Raw genomic sequence first — 12,917 nt, forward strand, 5'->3', positions numbered from 1 at the left:
GAGATGAATTCAATTATTGACTTATTTCCTGCTTTTTTATTGGTTTTTATTAGAATCTCTGCTTTTTTTGTAACAATTCCGCTATTTGGACATCGAAATGTGCCAGCTGTTCATCGCATAGGTTTTGCTTTTTTTCTTGCGGTCATTTGTTTCAGCACCATTGATAAACCGCCCTCTTTGGAGATAGATGAGCACTATATGCTTTTGGCGTTTAAAGAAGCTTTGGTCGGCCTATGTCTGGGTTTAATTGCTTATATGATGATTGCCGCAGTGCAGATTGCCGGCTCGTTTATTGATTTTCAAATGGGATTTTCAATAGCAAACGTTATTGATCCGCAAACCGGTGCACAAAGTCCGTTGATTGGCCAGTTTATCTATACGATGGCACTTTGGTTTATGCTGAGTGTCAATGCCCACCATTTGTTGCTGGATGGTATTTACTACAGCTTTCAGTATATTTCAGTTGATCAGGCATTTCCGAATTTCGGCGATGAAAAGTTTGCCTATTTTATTGCGAAAAGCTTTAATGCAATGTTTATTATCGCTTTTCAAATGTCAGCGCCGGTTGTGGCCAGCTTGTTTCTAGTTGATTTAGCATTAGGTATCGTGGCTCGAACTGTTCCGCAGTTAAATGTATTTGTGGTCGGTCTGCCTTTAAAGATCGCTGTCAGTTTCATCATGCTCATTGTATGTATGTCCGTTATCTTCGTCGTTGTCCGGAATGTTTTCAGTTTAACGATTGAAACGATGCGGAATCTTTTAGCATTGGTCGGTGTTTCTTAATGAAGCTTAGAGTTGACCTGCAGTTTTTTGCGGGAGAGAAGACAGAAAAAGCCACTCCGAAAAAACGGAAGGATACGCGAAAAAAAGGGCAGGTAGCCAAAAGCTCGGATGTCAATACCGCCGTTTCTTTACTGGTAATATTCCTTTCGCTTATTGCAATTGGTCCGTATATGAGAGACAGGCTGCTGTCATTCATAGAAACATTTTATACCGAATCGCTCACAATGAAGCTCTCAGAATCAAATGTGCATACATTGTTTGTCAGCTTATTAAAGGATATGGGCATAATACTCGCACCGATTTTGCTTGTTGCTCTTGTTGCAGGAGTCGTAAGCAACTATATGCAGGTTGGGTTCTTATTTTCTGCTGAAGTGATACAGCCTAAGCTTGAAAAACTGGATCCGATCAAAGGCTTTAAACGAATATACAGTATGAGGGCGATTGTAGAGCTGATTAAATCAATTTTGAAAATCGTAGTCGTCGGTTTTGCGGCTTTTGCTGTGCTTTGGCTGCATTATGGAGAAATTCTCCGGCTTCCTCTCCTGACACCCGAAGAGGCACTATCTTTCGTTTCAAAACTCACTTTGTGGATGGGACTAAGCGGTGCAGGTGCATTGTTGATTCTTGCTGGTCTTGACTATTTATATCAGAGATTTGATTATGAGAAAAATATCAAAATGTCAAAACAAGATATAAAAGACGAGTACAAAAAATCTGAAGGTGACCCGATTATTAAGTCTAAAATTAAACAAAGACAGCGGGAAATGGCTATGAGGCGGATGATGCAGGAAGTTCCAAAAGCAGATGTCATTATCACAAACCCGACTCACTATGCGATTGCTTTGAAATATGATGAAGAAAAAATGGACGCTCCTTATATTGTTGCAAAAGGTGTCGACCACCTGGCGTTAAAAATCAGGAAAATTGCTAAAGAGCATGATGTCATGATGGTAGAAAACAGACCGCTTGCCCGTGCGTTATATGATCAGGTGGAAATTGACCAGGCAGTGCCGGAAGAATTTTTTAAAGTTTTAGCAGAAATTCTGGCTTACGTATATAAAACAAAACAAAAAGTATATTGAATTTTTCGATTTAAAAGGAGAGAAAAAACAGCATGTCAACAAGAGATTTATCCGTTTTAATAAGTGTTGTCCTCATTGTGGCGATGCTGGTGATTCCATTTCCTCCATGGCTGTTAAGTATTTTGATCATTATTAATATTTCTCTTGCGTTGATCGTGCTTCTCACCACAATGAATATGCAGGAAGCGCTTCAGTTTTCGATTTTTCCGTCACTGTTGCTGCTTTTGACCCTATTTCGTTTGGGCTTGAACGTCTCAACTACCCGTTCAATTCTTTCACACGGTGAAGGAGGGAAAGTCGTCGAGACTTTCGGAAATTTCGTTGTCGGCGGAAATGTATTAGTTGGACTCGTTGTATTTATCATCCTTATTATTATTCAGTTTATCGTCATTACAAAAGGTGCTGAACGTGTTTCCGAGGTTGCAGCAAGGTTTACGCTGGACGCAATGCCGGGGAAGCAGATGAGTATTGATGCTGATTTAAACGCAGGGATGATTACCGAACAGGAAGCGAAGCATCGCCGCGAAAAAGTGGCAAGAGAAGCAGACTTTTATGGAGCAATGGACGGTGCCAGTAAATTTGTAAAAGGTGACGCCATTGCCGGAATCATCATTGTGATGATCAATATTATTTTCGGAATCGTGATCGGAATGCTTCAGCAGGGCATGTCCATTCAAGAAGCTGCTTCACACTTTACGATGCTGACTGTAGGGGATGGAATTGTTTCGCAAATCCCGGCACTGTTAATTTCTACGGCTACGGGTATTGTGGTCACAAGAGCTGCATCTGAAGGAAACTTAGGGCATGACATTACAGGCCAGCTGTTTGCGTATCCAAAGCTTTTATACGTCGCAGCAGCTACGATCATGCTTTTAGGTATTTTCACTCCGATCGGCATCCTTCTGACGGGGCCGCTTGCGGGATTGCTTGCTTTTGGCGCATATACACTATCTAAATCAGGTAAGGAAAAAGAAGAAGTGGATGAGATTCTTGAGGAAGAGGCTGAGGTGGACGAGCTTAAAAGCCCTGAAAGTGTCGTTCAGCTTCTGCATATAGATCCGATAGAATTTGAGTTTGGATATGGCCTGATACCGCTTGCTGATGCCAATCAAGGCGGTGATTTATTAGACCGAATTGTTATGATACGCCGTCAGTTGGCTTTGGAACTCGGGCTTGTCATTCCTGTCGTGCGAATCAGAGATAATATAGCGTTGCAGCCTAATGAATACCGATTGAAAATTAAAGGAAACGAGGTAGCAAAAGGCGAGCTGTTGCTTGATCATTATTTAGCGATGTCGCCTACTCCTGAGGACGATCTCATTGAAGGGATTGAAACAGTGGAGCCTTCATTTGGACTGCCGGCTAAATGGATTAGCGAAGCGGTAAAGGATGAAGCCGACATGCTTGGTTATACAGTAGTTGATCCTGCATCAGTCGTTTCAACGCATATTACGGAGAAAATTAAGCAGCATGCCCACGAATTGATCGGAAGGCAGGAGACAAAACAGCTGATCGATCACTTGAAAGAATCGTATCCAGTCCTGGTTGAAGAGGTTACGCCGAATCCATTGTCTGTCGGTGATATTCAGAAAGTGCTTGCTAAGCTTTTAAAAGAAAAAGTTTCAATTCGAAACTTAGTAACGATTTTTGAAACACTTGCTGACTATGGGAAATTAACAACAGATTCTGATCTTTTGACAGAGTATACAAGACAAGCGCTTGCTAAACAAATTACAGCCCAGTTTGCCAAAGAAAATGAAGTGTTGAAGGTTGTTACTTGTTCGGGCCGTGTAGAAAAAGCAATAGCAGACGGTGTGCAGCAGACGGAACACGGGAACTATTTATCACTTGAACCAGATATTTCAGAAAGTATAGTGCGCTCTGTCGCCAAAGAAGCTGAACAGCTCTCATTACGTCAGGAAACCGCGATTCTTCTTTGCTCGCCGCCTGTCAGAATGTATGTGAAGCAGCTTCTGGAACGGTACTTCCCTGATCTTCCGGTACTCTCTTATAACGAACTTGAGGCGAATGTTGAGGTACAAAGCATTGGAGTGGTGGATATTTAATGAAAATAAAAAAATTTACTGCTGCTTCAATGCAAGAAGCGGCACTTCTCATCAGAAAAGAGTTAGGTAATGAAGCGGTCATATTAAATTCGAAAAAAATTAAAAAGCGAAAATGGTTTGGCCTCGTCAACAAGCCTGCTGTTGAAGTAATCGCCGTATTGGATCAGGACTTTCTTGAGAAAAAAACGCCTCAGAAGGCAGCTGAACCGAAACAAACATTAAAAACTCCGGTCAGCAGTCCGAAAATAGAGGAGAGAACATATCCCCCTCAAATTCCGGCGCAACAGGAGCTAGGTGATTTTTCAGCATATCAATCTGTACTTCCTGAGCCGCTGCGAAAAGCAGAAAAGCTTTTGCAAGAAACAGGGATCAAAGAGTCTACGAAAACGAACACTCTGAAAAAACTGCTTCGCTTCTCTGTTGAAGCAGGCGGCTTGACTGAAGAAAATGTTGTCGGCAAACTTCAGGAAATACTATGCGATATGCTGCCCGCAGCAGACAAGTGGCAGGAGCCAATTCATTCAAAATATATCGTTCTCTTTGGTTCAACAGGGGCTGGTAAAACAACTACACTGGCTAAACTCGCAGCCATATCTATGCTTGAAAAACATAAAAAAATCGCTTTTATTACAACAGATACGTATCGTATTGCAGCTGTTGAACAGTTGAAAACATACGCTGAACTGCTGCAGGCTCCTCTGGAAGTTTGCTATACAAAAGAAGAATTTCAGCAGGCGAAGGAGCTATTTTCTGAGTATGATCATGTGTTTGTTGATACAGCCGGAAGAAACTTCAAGGACCCGCAATACATTGATGAACTGAAAGAAACGATTCCTTTTGAGAGCAGCATTCAGTCATTTCTTGTTTTATCCGCGACTGCAAAATATGAAGATATGAAGCATATTGTCAAACGGTTTTCATCCGTCCCTGTCAATCAGTATATTTTTACGAAAATAGATGAAACGACTTCCTTAGGTTCTGTATTTAATATACTGGCAGAATCAAAAATAGGTGTCGGGTTTATGACAAACGGACAGAATGTGCCTGAGGATATACAGACTGTATCTCCACTTGGTTTTGTGAGGATGCTGTGCAGATGAACAGATATGACCAAGCAGCAACTTTACGGGCGAAAATGGAAAAACGTGAGCGCGTTCTGCCGATGGTTTATTCACAAAAAGCGAAGACACTTGCTGTCATTAGCGGCAAGGGCGGTGTTGGAAAATCCAATATTACCTTAAATATGGCACTTGCGCTGCAGGATAAAGGTAGGAAGGTGCTGCTCATCGACCTTGATATCGGGATGGGAAATATTGATATATTAATGGGGAATTCATCGTCTGCCACGATAATCGATGTTTTAACCGACCGTAAGCCTTTGCTGCAGTCATTATCCGTTGGCCCAAAGGGTTTGCGGTATATATCAGGGGGAACTGGTCTGGATGTGATGTTCCAGCTCGATCAGAGAAAATGGACGTTTTTTGCCAATGAACTTTCTCATGCATTAAGCCAGTTCGATTATGTGCTGTTTGATATGGGAGCGGGCTTATCAAAAGATCAACTGCCTTTTATTTTATCAGCAGAAGATATTTTGATTATAACAACTCCCGAGCCGACGGCCATTATGGACGCATACAGCGCTGTCAAGCACTTGGTTTTGACAGAAAATAAGCTTTCAATGAAGGTGGCTGTCAATCGGTGCCGTGACCAAAAGGAAGGGCTTGACGCTTTTGCCCGCCTCTCCCGTACAATTCATATGTTTTTGGACGTTCAGGTTCAGTTTGCCGGTTCCGTTTCTGACGATGTGATCGTGAGCAAAGCGGTTGTCGAACAGGTTCCTTTTTTCATAAAAAGCCCTCAGGCAAAAGCCAGCCGGTCAGTCCGTATTTTAGCGGACGCCTTGTTTGAAAGAGAAGAAACGAGACACAAAGAAGACAAACAGACATTTATTGAGAAATTATCTTCTTTTTTAATGAGGAGGGCTTAATTTGATTCGTGTGCTTGTAGTTGATGATTCAGCTTTTATGAGAAAAATGATTAGTGATTTTCTGACCGAGGAAAAGCAGATAGAAGTAATCGGAACTGCGAGAAACGGAGAAGAAGCGCTTAAGAAGATTGAATTATTAAAACCGGATGTTATTACTCTTGATGTTGAAATGCCGGTCATGAATGGGACAGATACGCTCCGCAAAATTATTGAGATTTATAACTTGCCGGTCATTATGGTGTCTAGCCAGACCGAGAAAGGTAAAGAATGCACAATTAATTGTTTGGAGATAGGTGCCTTTGACTTTATCACAAAGCCATCAGGCTCAATATCTCTGGATCTATACAAAATTAAAGAACAATTAGTTGAGCGTGTCGTCGCGGCAGGACTTTCCGGCAAGCGGAAACGCCCTGTTTCCCAGACAGTTCGGCTCGAACCTATTGTACGTGCTGTCGTTAAGCCTGAATTAAGCAAACCGAAACCTGGCACGGGCAGACAAATTGTGTGTATCGGCACATCAACAGGCGGTCCACGGGCGTTACAAAAGGTGATACCGAAGCTCCCTAAGGATTTGAACGCACCAGTGGTTGTCGTTCAGCACATGCCTGAAGGCTTTACTGCTTCTTTGGCTGATCGGCTGAATCATTTATCTGACATTCAGGTAAAAGAAGCAAAAGATGGTGAAGCAGCTCTTAACGGCTGTGTTTACATAGCACCGGGCGGAAAAAACATATCCGTTATTAAAAACAGCGAAGGACTCCAGATTGTGCTTGATAACCATGACACACCAAGCCGTCATAAACCATCTGCTGATTATTTATTCCGTTCTGTCGGGAAACTGACAGATTATGAAAAAGTAGCGGTTATCATGACCGGAATGGGCAGTGACGGCACTGCTGGGCTAAAGGACATGCTAACAGCCGGCAATGTGAAAGCCATTGCGGAGTCTGAAGAATCTTGTGTCGTATACGGGATGCCAAAAGCTGCTGTTAAAGCGGGTCTCATTCATGAGATTAAACATGTGGAAGATATCGCAGCATCCATCACAAGCTGTGTGAAAAAAGAGAGGGTGTGATTCAAATGGATATGAATCAGTATTTAGATGTCTTTATTGATGAGAGTAAAGAACATTTACAAACATGTAATGAAAAGCTTCTTCTTTTAGAGAAAGACCCGACTGATCTTCAGCTCGTACATGATATATTCAGGGCTGCCCATACATTAAAAGGAATGAGCGCAACGATGGGCTACACGGATTTAGCACATCTTACCCATCTGCTTGAAAACGTGCTGGATGCAATCCGAAACGGAGACATGGCAGTCACCTCAGACTGGCTGGATATTTTGTTTGAAGCTCTGGATCACCTGGAAGCAATGGTTCAGTCTATTATTGATGGCGGGGATGGTAAAAGAGATATCTCAGAAGTGAGTGCCAAGCTTGATGTGAATGGTGCGCACGCTGAATCCGCTGCCTCCGCTGAACCTGCAGAAGCACAGAGTTCAGCATCTGATTGGGAATATGATGAATTTGAACGCACAGTTATACAAGAAGCGGAGGAGCAAGGCTTCAAACGATATGAAATCAAGATTTCTCTGAACGAAAACTGTATGTTAAAAGCAGTTCGTGTCTATATGGTGTTTGAAAAACTAAATGAAGTCGGAGAAGTAGCCAAAACAATTCCAAGTGCTGAAGTGCTTGAAACAGAAGATTTTGGAACTGATTTTCAAGTTTGTTTCTTAACACATCAATCAGCGGAAGACATTGAACAATTAATCAATGGCGTGTCGGAAATTGAGCATGTTGAAGTCATTCAAGGGGCTCCTTTAACATCAGCTGAAAAGCCTGAAGAATCTAAGCAAGAAGATTCACCAGCAGCTGTACCTGCGAAGCAGGAGAAACAAAAACAGCCTGCTAAAAACGATGAACAGGCGAAGCATTCAGCCGGCGGATCTAAAACAATTCGTGTCAACATTGACAGGCTTGATTCTTTAATGAACTTATTTGAAGAGCTTGTCATTGACCGCGGGCGTCTCGAGCAGATTGCGAAAGAGCTTGAGCACAATGAACTGACTGAAACGGTTGAACGAATGACGAGAATTTCCGGAGATTTGCAATCGATTATTCTGAATATGAGAATGGTCCCGGTTGAAACTGTTTTTAACAGATTCCCGAGAATGATTCGCCAGCTTCAGAAAGAGCTTAATAAAAAAATTGAACTCTCGATCATCGGTGCGGAAACTGAACTGGATCGTACAGTAATTGATGAAATCGGAGATCCACTCGTTCACTTGATCAGAAACAGTATTGACCATGGTATCGAGGCGCCGGAAACACGTTTGCAAAAGGGAAAACCGGAATCAGGAAAAGTTGTGCTTAAAGCTTATCACAGCGGCAACCACGTCTTTATCGAAGTAGAGGATGACGGCGCAGGCCTTAATCGCAAAAAAATTCTGGAAAAAGCGCTTGAGCGCGGGGTCATAACGGAAAAAGAAGCTGAAACCTTAGAAGACAACCAAATTTACGAATTGATTTTTGCTCCGGGGTTCTCAACTGCTGACCAAATTTCTGATATTTCCGGCCGCGGTGTAGGACTTGACGTTGTAAAAAACAAACTGGAGTCTCTTGGCGGTTCAGTCAGTGTGAAATCAGCCGAGGGTCAAGGCTCTCTATTCAGCATCCAGCTGCCGCTTACCTTGTCTATTATTTCAGTTCTGCTGATTAAGTTGGAAGAAGAGACATTTGCCATTCCGATTTCTTCAATCATTGAGACAGCAGTTATTGACAGAAAAGACATTTTGCAAACGCATGACCGTGAAGTGATTGACTTTAGAGGGCATATTGTCCCTGTCGTTTATTTAAAAGAAGAGTTTAAAATAGAAGATACAAGAAAAGATGCGGAACAGCTCCATATCATTGTCGTGAAAAAAGGCGACAAACCTACTGCATTTGTGGTGGACTCCTTTATTGGCCAGCAGGAAGTTGTGCTGAAATCACTCGGAGATTATTTAACAAACGTCTTTGCAATTTCCGGAGCTACTATTTTAGGAGACGGAGAAGTAGCGCTCATTATTGATTGTAATGCACTGATTATTTAACCATTCGAGGAGGTGTCTCACATGACTGCAGAAATTAAAACAGGCGAAAAAATGATAGTCTTTATGGTAAATGGAAAAGAATATGCCATTTCCGTCACTCAGGTGAAATCAATTGAAAAATGGCAAAAGCCAACGAGGGTACCTGGCGTCGAACCATATATTTGTGGGGTAATCAATTTACGCGGGGTGGTGACTCCGGTTATTGATTTAAGAAAACGCCTGAATTTGCCAGAGTATGAAATTACCGATGAAACACGAATTATCATTATTGCTTATCGTGATATTGAAGTCGGCTGGATTGTGGATGAAGCGAATGATGTGATTACCGTACACGAAAGTGAAATAGAATCTGCTCCAGAAGGCGTTCAGAAAGATACGGATGTGTCGATCGAACAGATTGTGAAACAAGAGAACAGACTCTTAAATATTATTGATGCGAACGCGGTTTTGGATAAAGAATCATCTCAGTCCGCTGTGCCCGATCAAGCTTAATCTTAAAGGGGTTATGACATGAGTATTTTTAATGGAATCAAAGAAGAGCAGATGGACATTTTGCGGGAAGTCGGCAATATAGGCGCCGGCCACTCCGCCTCTGCAATGGCCCAGCTGTTAAATAGAAAGATAGATATGGAAGTCCCATTTGCAAAGCTGCTGTCTTTTGATGAGCTTGTTGATTTTTTCGGCGGCGCCGATGTCCCGGTTGCCAGCATCTTTTTAAGAATGGAAGGCGATTTAACGGGTTCAATGTTCTTTATAATGCCTTTTTTTCAGGCGGAGCAGTTTATCAGAGAGCTGATTGGAAACCCCGATTTTGACATAGAGGACTTAGGTGAAGACCACATGAGCTCATCCGCTTTGCATGAACTGGGCAATATTTTAGCGGGGTCATATTTAACAGCTTTGGCGGATTTGACGAAACTCCAGCTCTATCCAAGTGTTCCTGAAGTCTCATTGGACATGTTCGGAGCTGTGATCAGCGAAGGGCTGATGGAGCTCAGTCAGGTTGGAGAACACGCTATTGTTGTCGACACGTCAATTTTTGACCAAAGCCATCAGCAGGAGCTGAAAGCGCATATGTTTATGCTGCCGGACTATGATTCATTTGAAAAGCTCTTTGTCGCCTTAGGTGCATCATTATGAGTACAACTGAGGCTGTTGTTATAAAGGTTGGGATTGCTGACGTGAAGATCGCCCGCTTCCCGGATACCATTCGGACCTCTGGGTTGGGCTCATGTGTGGGGCTGGTGCTTTATGATAAAGAAAAGCAAACGGCGGGTCTTGTTCATGTCATGCTTCCGGATTCGACGTTATCGAAAACTGCCGAGCTTAACCGGGCTAAGTACGCTGACACCGCCGTAAAGACCACGATTGATATGCTGATAGAAGCGGGATGCCGGAAATTTGCATTAAAAGCAAAGCTGGCCGGCGGATCAGAGATGTTTAAATTTAAATCGACAAATGATTTGATGAAGATCGGACCGAGAAATGTATTAGCGATAAAAGAACAGCTGTCTTTATTTAATATTCCTATTATTAGTGAAGATACGGGCGGCTCAAGCGGCCGGACGATAGAATTTGAACCGAAGTCCTGCATGCTGCATATTCGAACTGTTAAACAAGGTGAAAAAACGATTTAATTAAGGTATTAGGGGGATAACAATGCAATCCTTGAATTATGAAGATCAGGTGCTTTGGACGCGCTGGAAAGAGTGGAAAGATCCTAAAGCCGGTGACGACTTAATGCGCCGTTACATGCCGCTTGTCACATATCATGTAGGCAGAATTTCTGTCGGGCTGCCGAAATCAGTGCATAAAGACGATCTTATGAGCCTTGGTATGCTTGGTTTATATGATGCCCTTGAAAAATTTGACCCCAGCCGGGACTTAAAATTTGATACCTACGCCTCGTTTAGAATTCGCGGCGCAATCATAGACGGGCTTCGTAAAGAAGATTGGCTGCCCAGAACCTCGCGCGAAAAAACAAAGAAGGTTGAAGCAGCAATTGAAAAGCTTGAACAGCGGTATCTTCGGAATGTATCGCCCGCGGAAATTGCAGAGGAACTCGGAATGACGGTACAGGATGTCGTGTCAACAATGAATGAAGGTTTTTTTGCAAATCTGCTGTCAATTGATGAAAAGCTCCATGATCAAGATGACGGGGAAAACATTCAAGTCATGATCAGAGATGACAAAAATGTTCCTCCTGAAGAAAAGATTATGAAGGATGAACTGATTGCACAGCTTGCGGAAAAAATTCACGAACTCTCTGAAAAAGAACAGCTGGTTGTCAGTTTGTTCTACAAAGAGGAGTTAACACTGACAGAAATCGGACAAGTATTAAATCTTTCTACGTCCCGCATATCTCAGATCCATTCAAAGGCATTATTTAAATTAAAGAATCTGCTGGAAAAAGTGATACAATAATGAATTTCATGGTTAGCGAGTGAAAAACATGTCAACACTATTATGGCTTTTAAGCTTTACGCTCCACGGCGTTCTTCTGTACGCTGTCATTATCCTGTATACGAGGCTCGCTGCAGTGAAAGAAACAGAAAAACAGCAAAAACAGATACTTGAAGAGACGGAAAACACCTTGGCAGCATTTCTGCTTGAATTAAAAGAAGAAAATGAGAAACTGATAGAAAATAAAGCTTCACCTGCAAGTCAATTAGATGAAGAATCCCAAAAGCCAGGCCTTCAGCACTCTGAAACATATCAAGAGCGGGATCCAGTCCAAGAGGCAGAGAATCTCCCTGAACATATTGAAGGTCTGATTACAGAGGTTGACCGTCGGGAAGAGATCGTAAACAGTGAGGTCCAATCATTTGAAGACCAGGTCATAGAATTATATGAACAGGGATATTCGGCAAGTCAAATTGCCCAGAAAATGAAGAGCGGAAAGACAGAAATCGAGCTATTTTTAAAATTTCGCTCCAAAGGTGTAAAGGATTCTTGATTGTCGGATAAAGCTGTGTTATATTATGTCTTGGTGTTAAATACACACGCTTAACGATTTATGCAGAGGGTGCTGCAGGCGGCAGTTCTGCACAAAAATGACCTAAGCGGAGGAAAAAAACCATTATATTAGGAGGAAATAACATGTCAGTCATTTCTATGAAGCAATTGCTTGAAGCTGGTGTTCACTTCGGTCACCAAACACGCCGTTGGAACCCAAAAATGAAGCGTTACATTTTCACGGAGCGTAACGGAATCTACATCATTGACCTTCAGAAAACAGTCAAAAAAGTAGAGGAAGCTTACAACTTCACTAAAAATCTTGCTGCTGAAGGCGGAAAAATCCTTTTCGTCGGAACAAAAAAACAAGCTCAAGATTCTGTTAAAGAAGAAGCTCAACGTTCTGGCATGTACTATGTCAACCAACGCTGGTTGGGCGGTACATTAACAAACTTTGAAACAATCCAAAAACGTATTAAACGTCTTAAAGACATTGAAAAAATGCAAGAAAACGGTACGTTTGATGTACTTCCTAAAAAAGAAGTCGTTCAATTGAAAAAAGAATTAGAGCGTCTTGAAAAATTCCTAGGCGGAATTAAAGATATGAAGGATCTTCCTGATGCATTATTCATCATCGATCCTCGCAAAGAGCGCATCGCTGTTGCGGAAGCTCGCAAATTAAACATCCCTATCATCGGTATCGTAGATACTAACTGTGATCCAGATGAAATCGATGTTGTTATCCCAGCGAACGATGACGCTATCCGCGCTGTTAAACTTCTAACTTCTAAAATGGCAGATGCAATCTTAGAAGCGAAGCAAGGCGAAGAAGAAGCGGAAGTTGCTGAAGAAACTGCACCAGAAACAGAAACAACAACTGCGTAACCTATTCAAAAGGTGATAAGAGGGACTGCCTTTTATCACCTTTTTTCAAGAAAAATGTGTAAT

The 12,917-nt window shown here is 42.2% G+C and carries 13 protein-coding genes; all 13 read left to right on the plus strand.

Annotated elements, in window-relative coordinates:
• The first annotated feature begins 3 nt into the window (after nucleotides 1-3).
• The 13 genes from fliR (at nucleotide 4) to rpsB (ending at nucleotide 12,854) form a co-directional block, all read left to right on the plus strand.
• Entirely contained in the window at nucleotides 4-783 is a 780-nt protein-coding gene (gene fliR / locus FB592_RS09505) for a flagellar biosynthetic protein FliR (protein ID WP_141949456.1), read from the plus strand.
• Nucleotides 783-1,865, plus strand: a complete 1,083-nt coding sequence (gene flhB / locus FB592_RS09510) for a flagellar biosynthesis protein FlhB (RefSeq protein ID WP_014479790.1) — start codon at nucleotides 783-785, stop codon at nucleotides 1,863-1,865. Before fliR ends, flhB begins: the two co-directional genes overlap by 1 nt.
• 32 nt (nucleotides 1,866-1,897) lie before the next feature.
• Entirely contained in the window at nucleotides 1,898-3,931 is a 2,034-nt protein-coding gene (gene flhA / locus FB592_RS09515; protein ID WP_003231947.1) for a flagellar biosynthesis protein FlhA, read from the plus strand.
• On the plus strand, nucleotides 3,931-5,031 hold the full coding sequence (gene flhF, locus FB592_RS09520) for a flagellar biosynthesis GTPase FlhF (RefSeq protein ID WP_017694879.1): 1,101 nt from the start codon (nucleotides 3,931-3,933) through the stop codon (nucleotides 5,029-5,031). The genes flhA and flhF overlap by 1 nt, the downstream gene beginning before the upstream one ends.
• Nucleotides 5,022-5,918 (plus strand): flagellum location/number ATPase FlhG, encoded by an 897-nt coding sequence (gene flhG, locus FB592_RS09525; RefSeq protein ID WP_085186059.1) that lies wholly within the window; start codon nucleotides 5,022-5,024, stop codon nucleotides 5,916-5,918. The genes flhF and flhG overlap by 10 nt, the downstream gene beginning before the upstream one ends.
• Nucleotide 5,919: 1 nt before the next feature.
• Nucleotides 5,920-6,993, plus strand: coding sequence for a protein-glutamate O-methylesterase CheB (gene cheB / locus FB592_RS09530; RefSeq protein WP_141949457.1), 1,074 nt, complete (start codon nucleotides 5,920-5,922; stop codon nucleotides 6,991-6,993).
• Nucleotides 6,994-6,998: 5 nt separating this feature from the next.
• A complete protein-coding gene (gene cheA, locus FB592_RS09535) occupies nucleotides 6,999-9,014 on the plus strand; it encodes a chemotaxis protein CheA (protein WP_141949458.1) in 2,016 nt (671 codons plus the stop codon).
• A gap of 21 nt (nucleotides 9,015-9,035) precedes the next feature.
• Nucleotides 9,036-9,506: a chemotaxis protein CheW gene (cheW, locus tag FB592_RS09540; protein ID WP_003231938.1), complete on the plus strand. Its 471-nt coding sequence runs from the start codon at nucleotides 9,036-9,038 to the stop codon at nucleotides 9,504-9,506.
• 18 nt (nucleotides 9,507-9,524) lie between these two features.
• Entirely contained in the window at nucleotides 9,525-10,154 is a 630-nt protein-coding gene (gene cheC, locus FB592_RS09545; RefSeq protein WP_003231935.1) for a CheY-P phosphatase CheC, read from the plus strand.
• The gene (gene cheD, locus FB592_RS09550) at nucleotides 10,151-10,651 is read left to right on the plus strand and encodes a chemoreceptor glutamine deamidase CheD (protein ID WP_014476818.1); all 501 of its coding nucleotides are present in this window, start codon (nucleotides 10,151-10,153) and stop codon (nucleotides 10,649-10,651) included. Before cheC ends, cheD begins: the two co-directional genes overlap by 4 nt.
• Before the next feature lie 22 nt (nucleotides 10,652-10,673).
• Nucleotides 10,674-11,438, plus strand: a complete 765-nt coding sequence (sigD, locus tag FB592_RS09555) for an RNA polymerase sigma-28 factor SigD (RefSeq protein WP_003220911.1) — start codon at nucleotides 10,674-10,676, stop codon at nucleotides 11,436-11,438.
• 28 nt (nucleotides 11,439-11,466) lie between these two features.
• Nucleotides 11,467-11,970, plus strand: coding sequence for a swarming motility protein SwrB (swrB, locus tag FB592_RS09560; RefSeq protein WP_141949459.1), 504 nt, complete (start codon nucleotides 11,467-11,469; stop codon nucleotides 11,968-11,970).
• A gap of 143 nt (nucleotides 11,971-12,113) precedes the next feature.
• A complete protein-coding gene (gene rpsB / locus FB592_RS09565) occupies nucleotides 12,114-12,854 on the plus strand; it encodes a 30S ribosomal protein S2 (protein ID WP_003220918.1) in 741 nt (246 codons plus the stop codon).
• The last annotated feature ends 63 nt before the right edge of the window (nucleotides 12,855-12,917 follow it).

It is taken from the genome of Bacillus sp. SJZ110, assembly GCF_006715455.1.
In the GTDB taxonomy this organism is placed as follows: Bacteria; Bacillota; Bacilli; order Bacillales; family Bacillaceae; genus Bacillus; species Bacillus subtilis.